This window comes from Terrabacter sp. P2_E3 (assembly GCF_056403915.1).
In genome coordinates this window covers 228,961-249,805 of the sequence record NZ_JBFUEN010000004.1, presented here as the reverse complement: position 1 = coordinate 249,805, position 20,845 = coordinate 228,961, and the positions used below count along the sequence as shown (strand labels likewise).

At 73.4% G+C, this 20,845-nt stretch carries 17 protein-coding genes; 10 read left to right on the top strand and 7 right to left on the bottom strand.

What is annotated here, in order from left to right:
- Window positions 1-116: 116 nt before the first annotated feature.
- On the bottom strand, window positions 117-857 hold the full coding sequence (locus tag AC1DW8_RS07170) for a DUF559 domain-containing protein (RefSeq protein WP_156415630.1): 741 nt from the start codon (window positions 855-857) through the stop codon (window positions 117-119).
- Window positions 858-1,315: 458 nt separating this feature from the next.
- On the bottom strand, window positions 1,316-1,786 hold the full coding sequence (locus tag AC1DW8_RS07165) for a cobalamin B12-binding domain-containing protein (protein ID WP_235509639.1): 471 nt from the start codon (window positions 1,784-1,786) through the stop codon (window positions 1,316-1,318).
- Between the two features lie 79 nt (window positions 1,787-1,865).
- Between AC1DW8_RS07165 and AC1DW8_RS07160 the strand changes: the two genes are divergently transcribed.
- Window positions 1,866-2,858, top strand: coding sequence for an esterase/lipase family protein (locus tag AC1DW8_RS07160; RefSeq protein ID WP_478092885.1), 993 nt, complete (start codon window positions 1,866-1,868; stop codon window positions 2,856-2,858).
- Window positions 2,859-3,069: 211 nt separating this feature from the next.
- Window positions 3,070-3,906 (top strand): M23 family metallopeptidase, encoded by an 837-nt coding sequence (locus AC1DW8_RS07155; protein ID WP_056778328.1) that lies wholly within the window; start codon window positions 3,070-3,072, stop codon window positions 3,904-3,906.
- Between the two features lie 205 nt (window positions 3,907-4,111).
- Here the strand turns inward: AC1DW8_RS07155 and pcrA are convergent, their stop codons facing one another.
- Window positions 4,112-6,601, bottom strand: a complete 2,490-nt coding sequence (pcrA, locus tag AC1DW8_RS07150) for a DNA helicase PcrA (protein ID WP_056778326.1) — start codon at window positions 6,599-6,601, stop codon at window positions 4,112-4,114.
- 79 nt (window positions 6,602-6,680) lie between these two features.
- On the opposite strand from pcrA, the gene AC1DW8_RS07145 reads away from it, so the two are divergent.
- The 5 genes from AC1DW8_RS07145 to AC1DW8_RS07125 all read left to right on the top strand — a co-directional run bounded on the left by AC1DW8_RS07145 (window position 6,681) and on the right by AC1DW8_RS07125 (window position 12,973).
- Window positions 6,681-7,169 carry a GNAT family N-acetyltransferase gene (locus AC1DW8_RS07145; protein WP_056778695.1) on the top strand — a complete coding sequence of 163 codons (489 nt, stop codon included), beginning with the start codon at window positions 6,681-6,683 and terminating at the stop codon, window positions 7,167-7,169.
- Window positions 7,170-8,642, top strand: a complete 1,473-nt coding sequence (locus AC1DW8_RS07140; RefSeq protein WP_478092880.1) for a wax ester/triacylglycerol synthase family O-acyltransferase — start codon at window positions 7,170-7,172, stop codon at window positions 8,640-8,642.
- A 10-nt stretch (window positions 8,643-8,652) separates the two neighbouring features.
- On the top strand, window positions 8,653-9,636 hold the full coding sequence (locus tag AC1DW8_RS07135; RefSeq protein ID WP_478092878.1) for a quinone oxidoreductase family protein: 984 nt from the start codon (window positions 8,653-8,655) through the stop codon (window positions 9,634-9,636).
- A complete protein-coding gene (locus AC1DW8_RS07130) occupies window positions 9,633-11,204 on the top strand; it encodes an amidohydrolase (protein ID WP_478092876.1) in 1,572 nt (523 codons plus the stop codon). The genes AC1DW8_RS07135 and AC1DW8_RS07130 overlap by 4 nt, the downstream gene beginning before the upstream one ends.
- A gap of 101 nt (window positions 11,205-11,305) precedes the next feature.
- On the top strand, window positions 11,306-12,973 hold the full coding sequence (locus AC1DW8_RS07125; protein ID WP_478092874.1) for a sigma factor-like helix-turn-helix DNA-binding protein: 1,668 nt from the start codon (window positions 11,306-11,308) through the stop codon (window positions 12,971-12,973).
- A 24-nt stretch (window positions 12,974-12,997) separates the two neighbouring features.
- Here the strand turns inward: AC1DW8_RS07125 and AC1DW8_RS07120 are convergent, their stop codons facing one another.
- Genes AC1DW8_RS07120 through AC1DW8_RS07105 form a run of 4 tightly spaced genes read right to left on the bottom strand, consistent with a single transcriptional unit; the run spans window position 12,998 to window position 15,480 of the window.
- Complete coding sequence (locus AC1DW8_RS07120; protein WP_478092871.1) at window positions 12,998-13,213, bottom strand: hypothetical protein; 216 nt, start codon at window positions 13,211-13,213, stop codon at window positions 12,998-13,000.
- 30 nt (window positions 13,214-13,243) lie between these two features.
- Window positions 13,244-13,597, bottom strand: coding sequence for a hypothetical protein (locus tag AC1DW8_RS07115; protein WP_056778312.1), 354 nt, complete (start codon window positions 13,595-13,597; stop codon window positions 13,244-13,246).
- A gap of 51 nt (window positions 13,598-13,648) precedes the next feature.
- Window positions 13,649-14,359 carry an NUDIX hydrolase gene (locus tag AC1DW8_RS07110; RefSeq protein WP_478092869.1) on the bottom strand — a complete coding sequence of 237 codons (711 nt, stop codon included), beginning with the start codon at window positions 14,357-14,359 and terminating at the stop codon, window positions 13,649-13,651.
- Complete coding sequence (locus tag AC1DW8_RS07105) at window positions 14,356-15,480, bottom strand: glycosyltransferase (RefSeq protein ID WP_478092865.1); 1,125 nt, start codon at window positions 15,478-15,480, stop codon at window positions 14,356-14,358. Before AC1DW8_RS07105 ends, AC1DW8_RS07110 begins: the two co-directional genes overlap by 4 nt.
- 35 nt (window positions 15,481-15,515) lie before the next feature.
- Here AC1DW8_RS07105 and AC1DW8_RS07100 point away from each other — a divergent pair, with 35 nt between their 5' ends.
- From AC1DW8_RS07100 to AC1DW8_RS07090, 3 genes are all read left to right on the top strand, one after another.
- On the top strand, window positions 15,516-16,337 hold the full coding sequence (locus AC1DW8_RS07100) for a PIG-L deacetylase family protein (RefSeq protein ID WP_056778303.1): 822 nt from the start codon (window positions 15,516-15,518) through the stop codon (window positions 16,335-16,337).
- Between the two features lie 334 nt (window positions 16,338-16,671).
- Window positions 16,672-19,008, top strand: coding sequence for a heavy metal translocating P-type ATPase (locus AC1DW8_RS07095; RefSeq protein ID WP_478092864.1), 2,337 nt, complete (start codon window positions 16,672-16,674; stop codon window positions 19,006-19,008).
- A 132-nt stretch (window positions 19,009-19,140) separates the two neighbouring features.
- Window positions 19,141-20,817 (top strand): long-chain-fatty-acid--CoA ligase, encoded by a 1,677-nt coding sequence (locus AC1DW8_RS07090; RefSeq protein ID WP_478092862.1) that lies wholly within the window; start codon window positions 19,141-19,143, stop codon window positions 20,815-20,817.
- The last annotated feature ends 28 nt before the right edge of the window (window positions 20,818-20,845 follow it).

The following is a 20,845-nucleotide window of genomic DNA, read 5'->3' as shown; positions in this document are numbered from 1 at the left end:
GGGTCCTTTCGCGCGCCCCTTCACCGGATCGCGCGCTCACGCCAGGAGCGCGCGATCCGGGCGTATGCCCGGGGCCGAGCTCTGCGTGCTGGTGGCGGCGCCGGCGGTGTGCGGTCTCAGGCGGCGAGAGCGGCCAGGCGGAGGGCCTCGAGCACGCGGCCGTGGACCATCTCCGGTCTGGCGAGTTCGGACCACGTGAGCCGGACGACCACCCAACCGCAGCGGCGCAGCGCGTCCTCACGACGCTTCTCGTCGAAGAGGACCGCGCCGTCACCCGAGGCGTACTTCACCCTGCCGTCGAACTCGACGAGGACGCGGGTGCCCGTGATGCGGAAGTCGGCGCGGTAGGTCCTGCCCTCCGCCACGACCTCGAACTGCGGCTCGACGTCGTGGCCGAGCCCGCGCAGGACGTATGCCGTCAGCGACTCGCCCGGGGACTCGTGCCGGCCGTCCGCACACCGGAGCGCGGCACGCACCGGACCCACGCCGCGGTGGCCCTCGAAGTCGGCGATGGCCACGGGCAACGACTCGGCTGTCAACAGCCCTCGAGCAAGAGCGGCGTCGGCGGCCACGAGGGCTGCCGTCGGCTCGCCGACGAGTCCGGCGCCGACGGCGGCGTGCCCGACCGGAGCGAGCGGGGCCGGGTGAGTGTGGCCACCCGCGGATGGCGCGCCGACCCAAGCGACTCCCTCCTGCTCGCGGTGGAGCAGGAGCCCGGGGCGACGGCGGGACTGCCCGCTCCAGGGCTGGGGCGCCTCGGCGTCGAGCGGCCGGACGCGGGTCAGGTGCACGACGCCGAGGTCCACGCCGTGCAGTGGCAGCCCGAGCAGGACGAGTGCCGAGGAGTGACTGACCACGGCCGCTCCTTCATAGGCTCGGGAGAGCGCGATGGTACAGAGCCGGTGACGGTCACGCTCGTCCGCGGGGACGCCCACGGCATACCACCCGTGGGTCAGCCTCGTGCAGACGTAGCGATGGCACAGCAGGGCCAGCGCCCGCCCGTCGACACCGGCGCGCAGGGCGTCTCGCGCGCTGAAGACTCCGTGTCTGGCAATGAGCTCGAGGTTCACCCGAGCAGGATCTCGGCCATGGATGGTGGCGCGCCGGTCCGGCCGGGCAGCTGTGGACGGTGCGGCTCGGTGCGCGAAGGGTGTGGACAGCCGGGTCCGGCGCGGCCTGGGCGCGCGAAGTACGCACCGCGCGCCCAGAACCTCCCGCGCTCCGCGCTGGCTTCGCGCGCTCAGGCGTGGAGCGCGCGAAACGTGGGCGGGCGAGGGTGACCTGGCGGGGGCTGGTCGGGGCTCGTCAGGGCTGGTCAGGCGGCGTGGACGTGGTCGCGGACCCAGCCGACGATCTCCATCGTCGTCGCGCCCGGCGTGAACACCTTGGCCACCCCGAGCTTCTCGAGCTCGGAGATGTCGTCCGCGGGGATGATGCCGCCGCCGAAGACGACGATGTCGCTCGCGTCGCGCTCGGCGAGGAGCTCGACGACGCGCGCGAAGAGGGTCATGTGCGCGCCCGAGAGGACGGAGAGCCCGACGACGTCGGCGTCCTCCTGGATGGCCGCCTCGACGATCTGCTCGGGGGTCTGATGCAGGCCGGTGTAGATGACCTCCATGCCGGCGTCGCGCAGCGCCCGGGCCACGACCTTGGCGCCCCGGTCGTGCCCGTCCAGACCCGGCTTGGCCACGACCACGCGGATGACGTCGGTCGACGCCGCACCCGCTCCGGTCGCGCTCGCGGTCTCGTCGTCGGTCACGGCGTCGGCGCCCAGGGACTCGCTCATGCCGGGCACTCTAGCCAGCCCCGCGAGACGCGACGCGCAATAGTGATGCATCGCCCACCGGTCGGGGTACGTTCGGGACGTGGCAGTGGCAGCACGGGCGGCGATGACGCCGCGACAGGCCGGCACCCCGAAGGGTGGCGCAGCGGGCCCTCGGGGCTTCGTGGCGACCGTCGGGGAGCTCGCCAGTGCGCTCCTGACCCCCACCGGGATCGCGGGCGCGGCTCTCGAGGCGACGTGGATGGGGCTGCACCTCGGGCTCTACCCGCTCGGGCTGCTCGGCTCGCGCGCCAGCGACCGGCGCCAGGGCTACCGTCTCGGTCACCTGCCACCGAGCCAGCGGGGACTCGCGATCCAGAACGTCGAGGCCGCCGAGACGCCGATCCTCCTCGTGCACGGCATGGTCGACAACCGCTCGATCTTCACCGTCCTGCGGCGCGGCCTCGTGCGTCGCGGCTTCGGGCGCATCGAGACGATCAACTACTCCATCTTCACCGGCGACGTCCGTGCTGCGGCCGCTGCCTTGGGCGCCGAGGTCGAGCGCATCGTCGAGGAGACCGGCTACGAGCGGATCCACGTCATCGGCCACTCGATGGGCGGGCTCATCGCGCGCTACTACGTGACCCGGCTCGGCGGCGACCAGCACGTGCACACGCTCGTCACCCTCGGCACCCCGCACCAGGGCAGCTACCTCGCCTACACGTGGAACAACGGGCTGACCCGTCAGCTGCGCCCGGGTAGCGCCCTCATGGATGAGCTCGCCGCCCCGGTCAAGGAGTGCCAGACCCGGTTCCTCGTCTACTGGTCCGACCTCGACCAGGTCGTCGTGCCCCAGCGCAACGCCGCCCTGCACCACGACGACCTCACGGTCCACAACATCGCCCTGCACGGCGTCGGCCACATGAGCCTGCCGATCACGAGCAGCGTCGTGCACGGGATCTCCACGGCCCTCGCCCACCTGGACACCTCGGGAGCGACCGTCACCCCCGGGGTCAGCTCCCTCGGGAGCCGACGCACCAGCACGTCGACGACCCGCCGGGGTGGCACCGCGGGTCGTGTGGTGCCCGCGCGCTGACCAGGTCGACCCCTGTCACGAGAGGCTGCGAATTCGTGCAGATCCTCCTGTGTACATCCCGCACCGGGGCCCCGGCATGCCCTAGTGTCATGCGCAGTCGCGTCCCTCCACCGCGACGCCGGGACGTCCAGAAACGTGGCGTGATTTTGGATAACGAAATGGTCACGTTAGGCTGGCGGCTCGCAATCTGTGACCGATAGGTATCTCTTTCGTGCCCAAAACCAGTTACTCCGGCCGGCACAGGCCGGCAGCCAAGCCTTCGCGGGGTCGACAGTTCGTCGTCCCCGTCGCTCTGCTCTCCTCGACCGTCGCCGGTGGCCTCGTCATCCGCGACGCCGGTGCGAGCGAGCTGAGCCCCGAAGCGGCTGCCATGAAGAACGTCTCCAACTCGGTCGCAGGTCTCGGTCTCACCGCGGACCCCGACGTCGTCGCCGCTGCTGCCGCGAGCCGGTCCGGCGCCCGCTCCTCGCGTGACCTGGCCCGCGACGCCAAGACGCTCATCGTCAGTGCCACGGCCACTGCCGCGCAGACCGCCACGGACGCCCAGACCGCTGCAGACAGGGCCGCGACCGCCAAGGCCGCCGCGGAGAAGGCGAAGGCCGACGCCGCCGCCAAGGTCAAGGCCGCAGCCCGCGAGCGTGCGATCGCGATGGCCCACCGCTGGGTCTCCCCCGTCGCCGGCTACACCCTCACCTCCGGCTTCGGCTTCCGCTGGGGCAAGATGCACCCCGCCCAGGACCTCGCATGCCCGACGGGCAGCACGGTCCGGGCCCTCTCGAGCGGCACCGTCGTCTTCGCCGGCTGGTCCACCGAGGGCTACGGCAACATGGTCAAGATCCGCTACTGGGACGGCACCGTCTCGTGGATGGCCCACAACAGCCGCCTGCTGGTCTCCGTCGGCGACGAGGTCTCCCCCGGCCAGCGCGTCGCCTACAGCGGCAGCACCGGCAACTCGACCGGCCCGCACGTGCACCTCGAGATCCACCCCGACGACGGTTCGGCCGTCGCACCTCGCACCTGGCTCGCCAAGCACGGCGTCTACCTCTGACCGAGGCCCTTCAGTGACACGAGGCCCGTCCCCTTCCGGGACGGGCCTCGTCGCGTTCGCCGCCCCGTCGGGGCCGCGACCTCCAGTCGCCTGCCGTATGCCGTATGCCGTTGTGCCACAACGGAGCCCGGCTGACGCCGGGGCTGCGCCACACGGCATACGCCATCGGCTGTGACGACAGGTCCGGCCTGCCCCGGACCGCGGTTCAGAGCTTGACGAGCGGGGCGTAGCGCAGGAGCAGGCGCTTCGTGCCGGTGTCGGCGCCGAAGTCGACGTGCGCCATCGACTTGTCGCCGTCGCCCTCGACGCGCACGACGGTGCCGAGGCCGAAGGAGTCGTGGCTGACGCGGTCGCCCGACTGGAGCGCGATGACCGGACGCTTGCCGGCGCTGCGGACGCCCGGCCGGGCCGCGAGCGTCGCCACGGCCGGACGGTCGGAGCCGCGCGCCCCGCTGAACGACGGGCCCAGGCGCTGCCAGTCGAGCAGGTCACCCGGGATCTCGTCGAGGAAGCGCGACGGCGGGTTGTACTGCGGCGCACCCCAGGCGGACCGGACGGCCGCGCGCGAGAGGTAGAGCCGCTCACGGGCGCGCGTGATGCCGACGTAGGCGAGTCGGCGCTCCTCCTCGAGCTCCTTGGGGTCGCCGAGCGCGCGCATGTGCGGGAACGTGCCGTCCTCCATCCCGGTGAGGAAGACGACGGGGAACTCGAGGCCCTTGGCGGTGTGCAGCGTCATGAGCGTGACGACGCCCTGCGCCTTGGCCTCCGGCTCGTCGGGGATCTCGTCGGCGTCGGCGACGAGCGAGACCTGCTCGAGGAACTCCTCGAGCGCGCCTGCGGGACCGACGTCCTCGGGCTCGACACCGGGCTGCAGCTCACCACCCGACTCCTCGAGCTCGGTGGCACGGCGGTCGTCGTACTCCTGCGCGACGGCGACGAGCTCGGCGAGGTTCTCGACGCGGGTCTCGTCCTGTGGGTCGTGGCTCGCGCGCAGCTCGGCGAGGTAGCCGCTCTCCTCGAGCGTCATCTCGAGCAGTGCCGCGATGCTGTCGTCGGCCTCGTAGGAGGTGCGGAGCTTCTCGAGCAGCGCCGTGAAGCCCTGGATCGCCGCGACCGAGCGCGTCGCGATGCCCGGCGCGTCCTCGGCCCGCCCGAGCGCCGCGACGAACGGGATGCGCTCGCGCTCGGCGAGGGCGGCGACGCACGCCTCGGCACGGTCGCCGATGCCACGCTTGGGGGTGTTGAGGATGCGGCGCAGGTTGACGGTGTCGGTGGGGTTGGAGACGACCCGGAGGTAGGCCAGGGCGTCCTTGACCTCGCGTCGCTCGTAGAAGCGCGTGCCGCCGACCACCTTGTAGGGCAGGCCGACCCGCACGAGCACCTCCTCGATGGCGCGGCTCTGCGCGTTGGTGCGGTAGAAGACGGCGACGTCGCCGGGCTTGACGCCCTGGTCGGCGAGGTCGTCGATCTCCTTGGCCACGAAGGCGGCCTCGTCGTGCTCGTTGTCACCGACGTAGCCGGTGATCATCGCGCCGTCGCCGGAGTCGGTCCAGAGGTTCTTGGCGCGGCGCCCCTCGTTGCGCGCGATGACGGAGTTGGCGGCCCGCAGGATGCGCTGGGTCGAGCGGTAGTTCTGCTCGAGCAGGATGGTGCGGGCGTCGGGGTAGTCGTTCTCGAACTCGAGGATGTTGCGGATCGTCGCGCCGCGGAAGGCGTAGATCGACTGGTCGGAGTCGCCGACGACGCACAGCTCGGCGGGCGGCACCGCATACGCGCCCTCGGGTCCCTTGACCTCGCCGACGAGCTCCTTGATGAGCTGGTACTGCGCCTGGTTGGTGTCCTGGTACTCGTCGACGAGCACGTGACGGAAGCGGCGGCGGTAGTACTCGGCGACGTCGGGGAAGGCCTGGAGCACGTTGACGGTCATCATGATGATGTCGTCGAAGTCGAGGGCGTTGGCCTGGCGCAGCCGGCGTTGGTACTGGGTGTATGCGTCGGAGACGGTGCGCTCGTAGTGGTTGCCCTCGGTGACCTGGGAGGCGTAGGTCTCCTCGTCGATGAGGTCGTTCTTGAGGTTGCTGACCTGCGCCGAGAAGCCGCGCGGCGGGTAGCGCTTCGGGTCGAGGTCGAGGTCGCGCAGCACGAGGCTCATGAGGCGCTGGCTGTCGGCGGCGTCGTAGATCGAGAAGGTCGACTTCATCCCGACCTTGGCGGCCTCGCGGCGCAGGATGCGCACGCAGGCCGAGTGGAAGGTCATGACCCACATGGCACGGGCACGCGGGCCGACGAGTGCGGCGACCCGCTCGCGCATCTCGGCCGCGGCCTTGTTGGTGAAGGTGATGGCGAGGATCTGCCCCGGCTGGGCGCCACGCTCGCCGAGCAGCCACGCGATGCGGTGGGTGAGCACACGGGTCTTGCCCGAGCCGGCGCCCGCGACGATGAGCAGCGGCGTGCCCTCGTGGACGACGGCCTCGCGCTGCTGCGGGTTGAGGCCCGCGAGCAGCACCGTCGGGTCGAGGTCGGCACGCCCCTGGGGGGCGGTCTCGACGCCGCCGCGGGCGGCGGCCTCGGCCCACGTGGGGACGCCCTGCTCGGTGACGTCCGCGCCACGCCCGGGGCGCCCGGACCCGCCGGAGGGCGCGCCCTGACCGTGCTCGAAACCGGGGATGGGGAGGTCGTCGAAGAGCGTGCTCATGATCGACCAAGCCTACGTCGAACCACCCACAGCGCCCGACCACGACGCACAGCCACGCGCGTCGGGAGAGGATGGCGCCGTGAGCGACTTCCAGATCCGTGAGGCCTCGGCCGACGACGTCCCCGACCTCATCCGCCTCGTCCAGGGGCTCGCGGCCTACGAGAAGGAGCCCGACTCCGCGACGGCGACACCCGAGCAGTTCCGCGAGGCCCTCTTTCCCGCGCAGGGCGACCCCACGGCATACGCCCTCGTGGGGGTGCGGGAGGGCACGGTCGTCGCCATGGCGATCTGGTTCCGGAGCTTCTCGACGTGGACCGGCCGGGCCGGGATCTGGCTCGAGGACCTCTTCGTCGACCCCGAGCAGCGCGGCCACGGCCTCGGCACGGCCCTGCTCGCCCGGCTCGCCGCCATCTGCGTCGAGCGCGGCTGGACGCGACTCGAGTGGTCGGTGCTCGACTGGAACACCCCCTCCATCGACTTCTACCGCTCCCACGGCGCCCGCTCGCTCGACGACTGGACGACCTTCCGCCTCGACGGCGACGCGCTGACGCGACTGGCGGGCCCGTAGGTGCCGCGCCCGCCGCGTCGGATGGGGTCGGCCGACGTCCTCTGGCTCAACATGGACCGGCCGACCAACCTCATGGTCATCGTCTCGGTCGTCCTCCTCGAGTCGGTGCCCGACTGGGACCGCGTGCTCGACGTGGTCCGCGAGCGGATCATCGAGCCGTACCCCGTCTTCAGCCAGCGTGCGAGGCGACCCCAGGGGCTGTCCGGGCACCGCTGGGAGGACGACCCGGACTTCGACCTGGCCCGGCACGTGACGCGGGTGACGCTCTCCGGCGAGGGGACCGCGGCCGAGGCGGACGCCGAGCTGCAGGCCTACGTCGAGGAGCACCTCCCGCGGCCCTTCGACCGCACGCGCCCGCTCTGGGAGGTCCACCTCGTCGACGGCCACGGAGCCGGCGCCGCCCTCGTCTTCCGCATCCACCACGCGCTCGCCGACGGCATCGCCCTGACCCGGGTGCTGCTCGGCCTCACGGAGGACGCCGACGGACGGCCCGGCGACCTCGTCGGCCCCCCGGCGACGACCGACCTCGCGACCCTGCCGCTCGCTGCCCCGTCCGGCGGCGAGGGCGGCACCGGCGGGGGCATCGTCGCGTCCGGTCTCCGGCTCGCCCGGGCGACCACGCGCTCGGGTTGGGATCGCCTGCGCTCCAAGGGCGCCCGCGCTGCCGTGACGGATGCCGCCGGGCTCACCCTTCGTACCGGACAGGTCGTCTCCGACCTGCTCCTGACGACGAACCCCAGGAGTGTCGTCGGCGGCGTCCCCGGGCACCGCAAGCGCCTCGTGTGGACCGAGCCGCTGCCCCTTCCCGGGCTCAAGCAGGCCGGGCGGCTCGTCGGCGCGACGCTCAACGACGTGCTGCTGAGCGCCGTCGCCGGCGCCCTGCACACCTACCAGGACGAGCGTGGCCGCGAGCCGGTCGACCTCGTGACGATGGTGCCGGTCAACGTCCGACCGCTCGACGAGCCGCTCCCGCGCGAGCTCGGCAACCGCTTCGCGCTCGTCTTCCTGCGCTTCCCGAGTCGCGACGCCACGCCCCTCGGGCGCCTCGCCCTGTCGAAGGCGCGGATGGACTGGCTCAAGGCGTCGCCCGAGGCAGCGCTCACCTTCGCGCTCATCTCCGTCATCGGCCGCTTCCCGGCAGAGCTGGAGCGCCGGGTCGTGGACTTCTTCGCGGACAAGGCGATCGGCGTGACGACGAACGTCGCCGGCCCGCGGGAGGTCCGCTACCTCGGCGGCGTCCCCGTGACGGGCGTGCTCGGCTGGGTGCCCGGGTCGGGGCGGCACACGCTCGGCTTCTGCATCGTCACCTACGCCGACGCCGTCCGCATCGGGATCATGGCCGACGAGTCCGTCGTCCCCGACCCCGAGTCGCTCCTCGCGGCACTCGAGGACGAGCTGGCCCAGCTCGTGCGCATCGGCGAGGCCGGGTCCGCGGGGCCCACCGGCCCGAGGAGGAGGCGGCCGCGGTCGTAGGGTGGCGAGCATGAACCGAGCGACCAGCGTCTTCGTCTCCGAGCCCGGCGACCGCAGCGTCCTGCAGGTCCGCGACCACGAGATCCCCGACCCCGTCGACGGCGAGGTCCAGGTCGACGTGGCCGCCGCGGGTGTCAACTTCATCGACGTCTACAAGCGCCAGGGCGTCTACCCCGTGCGCACCCCCTTCGTCCTAGGCGAGGAGGGCGCCGGCACCGTGACCGCGGTCGGCGCCGGCGTGACCGACCTCGCCGTCGGTGACCGGGTGGCCTGGTGCCAGTCGTCCGGAAGCGAGTCCACGCTCGTCAACAAGCCCGCCCACCTCCTCGTCCCCGTCCCCGACGGCGTCGACCTCGAGGTCGCGGCCGCCACCATGCTCCAGGGACTCACGGCCCACTACCTCGTCACGAGCACGTATGCCGTCGGGCCCGGCACCGTCGCCCTCGTGCACGCCGCAGCCGGTGGGGTCGGGCAGCTCCTCGTGCAGATGGTGACGGCCCGCGGCGGCACCGTGGTCGCGACGGCAGGATCCGACGAGAAGCTCGAGATCGCCGAGGCGCTCGGCGCCCAGCACCTCATCAACTACTCGACCGTCGACGACCTGGCCGCCGCGGTCCGCGCCGCTGCCGGACGCGGGGTCGACGTGGCCTACGACGGTGTCGGGAAGTCGACGTTCGACGCGTCGCTCGCCTCGCTGCGCCCGCGCGGGACGATGGTCCTCTTCGGTGGGGCGAGCGGGCAGGTGCCCCCCTTCGACATCCAGCGCCTCAACAGCGGCGGGTCCCTCTTCCTGACGCGTCCGACGCTGGCGCACTACGTCGCCGAGCGCGAGGAGTACGAGTGGCGGGCCGGTGAGGTGCTCGGCGCGGTGGCCGACGGCTCGCTGAAGATCGACATCGGCGGGCGCTACCCGATGACCGAGGCGGCTGCGGCCTACGAGGCCCTCGAGGGTCGACGCACGACGGGCAAGCTCATCCTGGTGCCCACCGCATGAGCCGCACGCTCTTCCGGCACGACCGCATCTGGACCGGCGACGCCGGTGTCCCCTGGACGACGGCGCTGCTCGTCGAGGACGGCCGTGTCGTCGCGGTCGGCGGCGACGCCGTCGAGGCGGCCGGTGCGGGCACCGACACGGTCGACCTCCCGGGGGCACTCGTCATGCCCGGTCTGCACGACGCCCACATCCACACCGAGTGGCTCGCGCGCGACCTGTCGTCCGTCGACCTGCGCGAGGCCCGGTCGCTCGAGGAGACGCTCGAGCTCGTGCGGGCGCACGCCGAGACGCTGCCCGAGGGCGAGGTGCTGCACAGCGGTCGCTGGAACCACAACCGCTGGGCCGTCCCCGAGCAGCCCGACCGGCACGCACTCGACACGGTGTCGGGCGACCGCGTGGCCGCGCTGTCGAGCGTCGACGGCCACACGATCTGGGCCAACTCCCTTGCGCTGCAACGGGCCGGCATCACGCGCGACACCCCCGACCCGGTCGGCGGCGAGATCGTGCGCGACGCGTCGGGCGAGCCCACCGGGATCCTGCGCGAGTCCGCGCAGGAGCTGCTCGCCGTCATCCCGCACGAGGAGTCGCCGCTGCGGCCGTGGCTCGAGCGGTGCCAGGACTGGCTGCTCTCCGTCGGCCTCACGAGCATCACCGACATCGACGGCGAGGACGCCCGCGCCGCCTACGCCGAGCTGCACGCGGACGACGCCCTGCGGCTACGGGTCACGAAGTGCACGCGCGACCCCGACCTCGAGCTCGCGATCGCCGAGGGGCGACGCTCGGGCCAGGGTGACGACATCTTCCGCGTCGGGCCGGTCAAGTTCTTCAGCGACGGCGCACTCGGATCGCACACGGCCCACATGACCGAACCGTTCATCGGCCACGAGGGCTGCGGCATCGCCGCGATGCCCTACGAGCTGCTGCTGGAGCGCACGTTGACCGCCGCCCGGGCCGGCCTCGACGTCGTCACGCACGCCATCGGCGACGAGGCCAACCGGCTCGTCCTCAGCACCTTCGAGGCCGTGCGGGCCGAAGGGCTGGAGCGGCTCCTGCGCATCGAGCACGCCCAGCACGTGCTGCCCGTCGACATCCCGCGCTTCCGGGCGCTCGACGTCGTGGCCTCGATGCAGCCCAGCCACTGCACGGCCGACCTCGAGCTCGCCGACGAGATCATCGGCCCGCGGCGGCTCGCGTCGTACGCGTGGCGCAGCTTCCTCGACGCCGGGGTGCGCGTGGCGTTCGGATCGGACGCGCCGGTCGAGGACCCGAACCCGTTCTACGGCCTGCACGCCGCCGTCACCAGGCAACGGGCCGACGGACAGCCGCTCGGCGGCTGGCGCCCCGAGGAGCGGGTCACCCTGACCGAGGCCGTGCACGCCTTCACGGTCGCCGCCCACGAGTCGGTCGGTCGCACCGACGTGGGCCGCCTCATGCCGGGCCAGCTCGCCGATCTCGTCGCCGTCGACCGCGACCTGTGGGCGCTCGAGGAGTCCTCGCCCGCCGACATCCGTGACACCGTGGTGCTGCAGACCCGGGTCGGGGGCGAGCTGGTCCACGAGCGCCGCTGACACCCCGCGGCAGGCGGCTGACCGCGGTTCGAGGCACCGCCTCAGCGGGCGGCCCCTGTCGCGGGAGTCGCCGTGCGTCCATCCTTGGAGGAGGAGGACGTATGCGCGAGACCGACGCCGACTTCGCCGCCTGGGCACGAGCACGGCAGCTGCGACTGCTCCGCGCCACCTTCCTCGTCAGCGGCGACCCGAAGCGGGCCGAGCGCCTCGTCCTCTCGGCCCTCACGAGCCTCGCCCGGCACTGGCACCACGTCCGTCAGGGCGACCCCGACGCGTACGTCCGGACGCGCGTGCAGCACTCAGCCGTGGCCGCGGCCGAGGGCGACGTGCACGCCGACCGCATCCCGAGCGAGCTGCCGCCGCCCCTGCGTCACCTCACGCCGCGCGAACGGGCCGTTCTCGTGCTGCGCTGGTACGAGGGCCGGTCGGTGGACGACACCGCGGAGGTCCTCGGATGCTCGCCCGAGAGGGTGCGCCGGGCCGAGCGTCGGGCGCGCGCGGCTCTCGCGTCGGGGGCACACCGTCCGCTGACGGACGACGAGGTCACCGCGGCCCTGGAGGCGGCGGTCGCCAGTGTCCGCGAGGTCGACCTGGCAGAGCGCGCCTGGCACGACGCGCTGCTGCACCGGACGACGACGCGGCGCCGTGCCGCCACAGCCGTCGCCGCGGCCGCGCTCGTCATCGGGGGCGCCACCCTGGCCGGCCGCGACCCCGTCATCACCGCTGCCTCGGCACCGTCGCCCGTCAGTCTCACGCGGGTGCCACTGCTCCAGCAGGCCGTGTGGCACACCACCTCCGGCGGTCTGAGATACGTCGTCGCCCCGACGGCCGGCGCTGAGGCCGACCAGCCGGTCCTCGACGGGGGGATGCCCGCCGTCATCGACCCCGGGCGGCAGCATCACCTGGCCAGCGGACCGCGACCCACCGGCCTGGGCGCCTTCGGCGACGCCGTCTACCTCGAGCGGCGCGCACCCGGGCGCTGGGTGCCCGTGCTCCTCTACGGCGACGGAGAGCTGCTCACCCTCGACACCGTCGTGCTGACGGACGTCCGCACTGCCTCAGGGCAGATCCACCCGCCGCTCGGCATCTGGGCCTTCTCGGGCGACAAGACGGCGCTCGCCTTCGCCCAGCCCGGCAAGGTCGTCGTCTTCGACGTGGGCACCCGCCAGGTGCACACCGTGGCCGTCCCGTCCCGCACCCTCGAGTGGGCGGCCTGGCGGGGCAACCACCTGCTGGCCGGCTCGGCCGTGGGGCTGTGGTCGCCCGGCGTCGCGCCGAGCCGGCCCGGGCCAGAGCCGCCGCGACGGCCGGGCTCGCGTGAGTTCCGGGTCGAGGGCGGCCGCACCGTCCTCGACGAGCACGCCCCCGACGTGGGCACGCGCCCGCAAGCCGTCGGCTGGCCGAGGATCACACCGGCGGGCGAGACCGTCTCCGACGCAAGGCAGTTCGCATCTGCGTTCAGACTCGCCGCAGGCGGTCCGAGCGACGTGGAGGCCGTGAGGCCTCGACAGGTCATCGTCGCGACGAACAGCCTCGGCCGAGACCGCATGCTCGTCTTCGGCGAGGAGCAGCCGCGAGCGGCGGACTGCTGCTCCGTGTTGGGCTGGACCGTGCGCGGCGACCTCGTCTACGTGTCGGACGCTCCCAGCGGGACGTGGATCATGGCGTGGAACGTCGAGACCGGCGTCGTGCGCCGGGTGTCGCACTTCCTCACCTCCGGCGACGTGCCACCGGTCATCGCGCTCGGCGCACGTTTCACCGTGGGCTAGGAGGCCGCGAGCCCGTGCGGGCGCTCAGGCGCCACCGGGCACGACGGCCAGCAGCAGGGTGGCGAACCACGTCAAGCCACCGACGGCGAGCAGGAACCAGCCGATCACGGCCATGTTGCCTGCGCCCTCGACCCGGGACGCGCGGGCGCGTCGGCGCCCGACGACCACCAGCACGAGGCCCACCGTCAGCCAGACCAGGCCGATGAGCAGACCAGCGAGAACGCCTGCGCTCCAACGCATCTCAGCGACCCTCCGGGTGCGGAGCCCTGGTCACCAGAGGGCGGCGACGAGCACGTTGGCGACCGCAGCGCCACCCGCGATGTCGAGCAGGTTGCCGGTGTCCTGCCCCTTGCGGCCGCGGGCGGCGCCGATCTCGGCGGCGACGAGCACGACGAGGGCGATGACGAGCTTGACGGCGATCTTCGTGTTGTTGACCGTGTGGTCGTCGTCCTTGATCGCCGAGGCGATGCCGACGAGCGCGAGGCCGGTGACGAGCTGTGCGCGGGCGCCCCAGACGATCGGGGCGATGACGGTGCGGCCGCTGCGGACGGCGATCCAGCCTCCGACGACCGCGGCCATGCCGAGCAGGTGGAGGGCGACGAGGAGGTTGTAGACGAGGTCCATGGCCGACATCCTACGGAGCGTCGTACGTCGCGCGAGCCGGCCCCTCCCCGGCTAGGACCCCGGCTCACCCGCCAGCTCGTGCAGGGCGGCCAGCCGCTGCCACGAGGACGTCAGGCGGTAGTCGCCGACCCGGTCGTACGGCACCCATCGTGCGTCGGACGTCGTGCCGCCGAGGTCGTGGATGACGATGTCCGTGGGCTCGGGACACGTTGCGGCGTAGACGATCCGGACCGCGTGGAAGTCCTCGAGCACACCCGACGGCGCGCGCCCCACCCAGTGCTGCGACTGGACCGTGAGCAGCGCGCCGAGCTCGATGCGCTGCCCCGTCTCCTCCCACACCTCACGGTGGACCCCCTCGACGGGCGACTCCCCGTCGTCGAGGCCACCGCCGGGCAGCCCCCAGTCCCCCGACACGTGGGTCTGGGCGTTGAACTGCGTCAGCAGCAGGCCGCGTCCGCTCGTCACGACGGCGTACGCCGCGACCCGCTGGTAGGGCTCGCCCACCTCGTCGTCGCCGACCCCCGCGTCCCGGCGCACCGCCTCGGCCCGAGGGCGTATGCCGTCCAGCTCGCGCACGCGGTAGCCGATCTCGAGCGCCCCGTCGTCCACCACCGTCGCGAAGACCGGGTCCTCGACGAGCCAGCCGGCCGCGCCGAGCACGACCTCGGGGTGCTCGCCGTGGCCCAGGCGCGCCTCGGCCACGCGCGTGCCGTCGCCCCGGACCCCGACGACGCGAAGGCCGCCCGGCACGTTGGTCCTCATCGCCGCACCAGCCCGACGGCCCGCTCGTACTCCGACACGGCGAGCGCCGCGACGCGCGTCCACTCCTGCTCGGGCGGGTGCGCGACGTTCCACCGTCGCAGGCGGTCGACCTCGCCGACGTCCTCGGCCAGTCGGGCGATCGCACCTGACATCTCCGAGTCACTCGACACGACGAGGCCGTTCACCCCGTCGGTGACGAACTCGCCCACCCCGGAACCGGATCGCCCGATGACCGGCAGGCCCACCGTCCGCGCCTCGAGGGCTGCGATCCCGAACGACTCGAGACGGGCCGGCGACAGGTAGACGTCCGCGGCGGCATACCTCTCGCGCAGCTCGTCGCGCGACACGCGCCCCGGCAGCGACACCCAGTCGAGCCCACGGTCTCGCACGAGGGCCTCGACCTTGCGCCGGTCGGGCCCCTCCCCCAGCACCGTCAGCGACACCGAGCCCGGACCGGCCACCCGCTCGGCCTCCGCGACGAGCTCGACGAGCGCCGCGGGACGCTTGCGGGCTGCGAGGCGCATCGCGGTCACGAGACGCAGTGGGCCCGGCTCGCGCGTGACGGGACCGACGGCCCAGCGCGCCACGTCGATGCCGTTCGGCAGCACTCCCACCGTCGCCTCCGGTCCGACGAGCCGACGCAGCGGCTCGGCGGCCACGTCGGACACGGCCGACATCGCGACCCCTCGCGCGGCCCATCGCCGCACGAAGCGGGCCGCGTCGAAGACCGGCGCCATCCCGGCGAGCATGCAGTGCCACGTCATCGCGGTCGGCAGTCCCAGGCCCACGGTGACCCGGGTGCAGTCCCACGCGAAGGGCGAGACGACACCGGTCTGCACGTGGGCCACGTCGAAACCCCCGGCCACGAGCCGTCGGCGCAGCTCGGCCGGGGCGAACGGGTTGATCGGCAGCTCCCACGGCATCCGGGCCGCGAGCCGGTGCACCGGCACACCGTCGACGACCGTGACGGCGCCGTGCATCTCACCCTCCGCGCCGCGGGTGGCCGTGAAGACCTCGACCTCGTGGCCGGCCGCCTGCAGGTGCTGCGCGAGGTCGTGCGTCTGGACCTCGATCCCGCCCAGTCGGGGCAGGTAACAGTCGGACAGGAGCGCCACCTTCACGGAAGACACTGTGCCATGGGCCAAGATGGGTGACTGTGCCGCACACGCTCCTCGCCTTCCACGCGCACCCCGACGACGAGGCCCTGCTGACCTCGGGGACGATGGCGCGCGCCGCCGCGGAGGGCCACCGGGTCGTCGTCGTCGTCGCGACGGACGGCGAGCTCGGCCTGGCCTCCACCGACTTCACCGGAGACGGGACGCTCGCCGCCACCCGGATGGACGAGCTGCGCGCGAGCGCCCAGGCCCTCGGCGTCGCCCGCGTCGAGCACCTCGGCTACGCCGACAGCGGCCTCGGCCCCGAGGTGGCGCCCGACCCGCCGGGCGCGACGCGCTTCGTCCGCGCCGACGTCGAGGAGGCGGCCCAGCGCCTCGCCGCCATCCTCCGCGAGGAGCGCGTCGACGTCCTGCTCCACTACGAGCCCAACGGCGGCTACGGACACCCGGACCACAAGCAGGTCCACGTCGTCGGCACGCGCGCCGCCGAGCTCGCAGGCACCCCGAAGGTGCTCGAGGCGACGGTCCCGCGCGACACGATCTGCCGCGCCATCGACCTCGCGGCGAAGGTCTACCGCTTCCCGCCGGAGTTCGACCGGTCGAGCTTCGACCGCGCCTTCTCGGCGCGCAGCGAGATCACCCACCGGATCAGCGTGCGCCGGCACATCGCGGCCAAGCGTGCCTCGATGCGTGCCCACGCCTCGCAAGCCAGTGCCGACGGCGGCGCCGACCGCACCCTGGCTGCCTTCCTGCGGATCCCCCGCCCCCTCTACGACCTCGTCTTCGGCCGCGAGTGGTTCGTCGACCGATCTGCGCGCCCCGACGATCCGATCCGTCGTGACGTCTTCGACGGGCTCGCCTGACCCGTTCGTGGCCTCTCGACGCGGCCGCACCCGCAGAACGTGGCCCCTCGACGCGGCCGCACCCGCAGAACGTGGCCCCTCGACGCGAGCGCACCCGCAGAACGTGGCCCCTCGACGCGGCCGCACCCGCAGAACGTGGCCCCTCGACGCGGCCGCACCCGCAGAACGTGGCCCCTCGACGCGGCCGCACCCGCAGAACGTGGCCCCTCGACGCGGCCGCACCCGCAGAACGTGGCCTCTCGACGCGGGCGCACCCGCAGAACGTGGCCTGTCGACGGTGTGACGCCTGTCCCGTACGCGGTCTGTGCGGTTGCGGGCGGCGGATCATGGAGGTGTGACCTGGTGGCGCGGCCGCTCCCCGGCGGTCTTCTTCGTCGCGTCGGCCGCCTTGCTGGCCGGCGGCGCGCTCGCCGCCCTGTCGGGGAGGGACGAGCTGTCCCGCGCCCTCTGGGTGGCGGCCACCGTGCTCGGACTCGCGCTCTCGGTCCTCTGGACGGTGCGGTCGGTCGCCGAGCGCCGCGCCACGGTCGACGTCATCGCCGTCCTGGCCCTGGCGGGTGCGCTCTGGGTCGGTGAGGAGTTCGCGGGCGCCATGGTCACCCTGATGCTCGCGAGCGGTCGCCTGCTCGAGGCCCGGGCCGCGGCGCGGGCCGACCGGGAGCTGCGCCTGCTCGTCGAGCGCACGCCGCGGACGGCCCGGCGGCGTACGGGTACCCGCGTGGACCGCATTCCGGTGGCGGAGGTTTCACCGAGTGACGTGCTCGTCGTCGGGACGGGCGAGGTCGTGCCGGTCGACGGCCGGCTGCTCGCGGCCGGCACGTTCGACGAGTCGGCGCTCACGGGTGAGCCGATGCCCGTCGAGCGCCCGAACGGGGACGACGTGCGCAGCGGGGTCGTCAACGCCGGCCCTCCGGTCGACGTCGTGGCCACCTCGTCGGCCTCCGAGTCGACCTACGCGAACGTCGTGCGACTCGTCGAGCAGGCGCAGGCGACCTCGGCCCCCTTCGTCCGGACGGCCGACCGTTTCGCGGTGCTCTTCGTCCCGCTGACGCTCGCGCTGGCCGGCGCCGCCTGGGCCCTGGCCGGGTCCCCGCTGCGGGCCGTCGCGGTGCTCGTCGTGGCAACCCCGTGCCCGTTGCTGCTCGCCGCTCCGGTGGCGATCATGTCGGGCCTGTCCCGGGCCTCGCGGATCGGCGTCGTCGTCAAGGGCGGCGCGGCCCTGGAGGCCCTCGCGGCCGGTGAGGTCGTGCTCTTCGACAAGACCGGGACCCTCACCCACGGTCGGCCCGGGCTCACGGCCGTCGTCGTCGCCCCGGGCGCCCCGCCAGCCGCGGACGTGCTGCGCCTCGCGGCCTCGCTCGACCAGGTCTCGCCCCACCCGCTCGCGAGCGCCCTCGTCGGGGCGGCTCGGACCCGCGGCCTCGACCTCGTGCTCCCGACGGCCGTCCACGAGGTGCACGGCTACGGCCTCGAGGGTCGGGTCGGCACGACGGTGGTCCGTCTCGGCAAGGCCCGGTGGATCGTGGGTGACGATCCGGCGTGGCTGCGTCAGGTGCGCCGCCGGGCCGCGCTCGACGGGTGCCTCACGGTCTTCGTCGCCGTCGACGGCGCCCCGGCCGGCGCGTTCCTGCTCGAGGACCCGGTGCGGGCGGATGCGCCCCGGATGGTCTCGGCCCTGCGCGAGGTGGGGATCCGCCGGACCGTCCTGCTCACCGGCGACCGTGCCGACATCGCCGAGACGGTCGGCCGGATCGTCGGCGTCGACGCCGTCCTCGCCGACCGCGACCCCGCCGACAAGCTCGCGGCCATCCGCGACGAGTCGGCCAGCGCGCGCACCATCATGGTCGGGGACGGCGTCAACGACGCGCCCGCCCTCGCGGCCGCCGGGGTCGGGGTCGCCCTCGCCGCCCGTGGCGCGACGGCGTCGTCGGAGGCTGCTGACGTCGTGCTGACGGTCGACCGGGTCGACGCCGTCGCCGACGCCATCCTCATCGCGCGCCGGTCCCGCCGGGTCGCATTGGAGGCCGTCGTGGTCGGGATGGGTCTCTCGCTCGTGGCCATGGTCGCCGCAGCGGCCGGCCTGCTGCCGCCGGCGGCGGGCGCGGTGCTCCAGGAGGGCATCGACGTCCTCGCGATCGGCATCGCCCTGCGGGCCCTGCTCCCGACCCCGCTGCACAGCGTCCCCATGTCCGCCGAGGACGTCGCCACGGCGCGTCGCCTGCGCGAGGGTCACGACGTCGCCATCGCCGCCGTCGAGCAGGTCCGGGCCGTCGCCGACGGCCTGCACACCCACGCCTGCGACCTCGCTCCCGTGCGCGCGCTCCTCGACCGGCTCGAGGCCGAGCTGCTCCCCCACGAGCGGGACGACGAGGCAGAGCTCATGCCCCTCGTGGCCCGGGCTCTCGGCGGCTCGGCCACGACGACCATGCGGCGGACGCACGCGGAGATCGAGCACCAGGTGTCGCGGCTGCGCCGCCTGCTCGACGGGATCGAGCCCGGCTCCGTCGCCCCCGAGGACGTCACCGAGCTGAGGCGGCTGCTCTACGGCCTCTACGCCGTCTGCCGCCTCCACAACAGCCAGGAGGAGGAGGGCGCCTTCGCGCTCGTCCCAGCAGGCCCTCTCGTCACCGCACCCGCCCGACGGGGCGGTCGGCACCGTGCACCCCGCTGACCGGGTGGGCTCCGCGACCCTGCCGACGGCGTATGCCGTGTGCCCGGGACGGGCCCGTCCGTGCGGTCCCGCCGCCCACGCCATACTGGTCGTGCCGCACTGCGCGGCAGCACCACCGGAGCGGAGGCTCGGATGACGGCGGGACTGGAGCACACGTGGGTCGCCCACTACGCCAAGGGTGTTCCGGCCGAGATCGAGCCACCTGACTCCTCACTCGTCGACCTGCTGACCGGAGCCGTGACCACCTACGGCGACCGTCCGGCGCTGGAGTTCTTCGGCGCCGAGCTGTCCTACTCCGAGCTCGGGCGCCAGGTCGACGTGGCGGCCGAGGGCCTGCGCCGGCTCGGCGTCCGTCCGGGCGACCGGGTGGCGCTCGTCCTGCCGAACTGCCCCGAGCACATCGTCGCGTTCTACGCCGTGCTCCGGCTCGGAGCCGTCGTCGTCGAGCACAACCCGCTCTACACCCCGACCGAGATGGCCCACCAGTTCGGTGACCACGGTGCGACCGTCGCCATCGCGTGGGACCGGATGGCCACCACGATCACCGCACTCCCCGGTGTCGAGCACGTCGTCGCCGTCGACATCACCGCGTCGATGCCCTGGACGAAGCGCCTCGCCCTGCGGCTGCCGGTCGCCCGGGCCCGGGCGCTGCGCGCGCAGCTCACGGGGCCGGCTCCGGGCACGACTGCGTGGTCCGACGTCGTGAGGCACGGCCCGCTCGCCCCGTCGACCCCCGGGCCGACCGTGGACGACCTCGCCGCGATCCAGTACACGAGCGGCACGACCGGCGTCCCCAAGGGCGCGATGCTCAGCCACGGCAACCTCATGGCCAACGCCGCGCAGGGACGTGCCTGGGTGCCCGGCCTCACGCCGGGTCAGGAGGTCGTCTATGCCGTGCTGCCGATGTTCCACGCCTACGGGCTCACCCTGTGCCTCACCTTTGCGATGAGCATGGGGGCTCGCCTCGTGCTCTTCCCCCGGTTCGACGTCGACCTCGTGCTCACCGCCGCGAAGAAGCACCCACCCACGTTCCTGCCTGCCGTGCCACCCATCTACGAGCGCCTCGCCACCGCCGCCCGCGAGCGCGGGATCGACCTGACGGCAACGCGGTTCGCGATCTCCGGCGCCATGGCGCTGCCCCGCGAGACGCTCGAGCTCTGGGAGGACGTGACGGGCGGGCTGCTCGTCGAGGGCTACGGCCTCACCGAGACCTCGCCCGTGGCGCTCGGCAACCCCATCGGCAGCGACCGCCGGCCCGGCGCGGTGGGCGTGCCCTTCCCGAGCACCGACATCCGCGTCGTCGACCCTGAGGACCCGACCCGGGACCGCGCGCCCGGAGAGCGCGGCGAGCTGCTCATCCGCGGGCCGCAGGTCTTCGGCGGCTACTGGGGCCGTCCGGAGGAGACAGCAGCGGCCCTGCTCGACGGCGGCTGGTTCCGCACCGGTGACATCGTCGTCGTCGACCCCGACGGCTTCGTCTCGGTCGTCGACCGCATCAAGGAGATCATCATCACCGGCGGCTTCAACGTCATGCCGTCGGAGGTCGAGGCCGTGCTCCGAACGGTCCCCGGCATCACCGATGCCGCGGTCGTCGGGCTGCCCAAGCACGACGGCAGCGAGGACGTCGTGGCGGCCGTGACGACCGAGCCGGGCGTCGAGCTCGTCGTCGAGGACGTGCGCGCCCGCTGCCGGGCGGACCTCGCCGCCTACAAGGTGCCGCGCCGTGTCGTCGTCGTCGACGAGCTGCCCCGCTCGCAGATCGGCAAGGTCCTGCGCAAGCAGGTGCGCGACTCGCTCATCGAGGGCTGACGCTCGGCACCCAAGCCACCGGACGGCA

Bases quoted from the DNA above. Each gene is read 5' to 3' on its own strand.
- AC1DW8_RS07165 (WP_235509639.1), bottom strand. From the start codon at position 1,786: ATGAGCGAGTCCCTGGGCGCCGACGCCGTGACCGACGACGAGACCGCG.
- pcrA (WP_056778326.1), bottom strand. From the start codon at position 6,601: ATGAGCACGCTCTTCGACGACCTCCCCATCCCCGGTTTCGAGCACGGT.
- AC1DW8_RS07135 (WP_478092878.1), top strand. From the start codon at position 8,653: ATGAACCGAGCGACCAGCGTCTTCGTCTCCGAGCCCGGCGACCGCAGC.
- AC1DW8_RS07130 (WP_478092876.1), top strand. From the start codon at position 9,633: ATGAGCCGCACGCTCTTCCGGCACGACCGCATCTGGACCGGCGACGCC.
- AC1DW8_RS07125 (WP_478092874.1), top strand. From the start codon at position 11,306: ATGCGCGAGACCGACGCCGACTTCGCCGCCTGGGCACGAGCACGGCAG.
- AC1DW8_RS07120 (WP_478092871.1), bottom strand. From the start codon at position 13,213: ATGCGTTGGAGCGCAGGCGTTCTCGCTGGTCTGCTCATCGGCCTGGTC.
- AC1DW8_RS07115 (WP_056778312.1), bottom strand. From the start codon at position 13,597: ATGGACCTCGTCTACAACCTCCTCGTCGCCCTCCACCTGCTCGGCATG.
- AC1DW8_RS07110 (WP_478092869.1), bottom strand. From the start codon at position 14,359: ATGAGGACCAACGTGCCGGGCGGCCTTCGCGTCGTCGGGGTCCGGGGC.
- AC1DW8_RS07090 (WP_478092862.1), top strand. From the start codon at position 19,141: ATGACGGCGGGACTGGAGCACACGTGGGTCGCCCACTACGCCAAGGGT.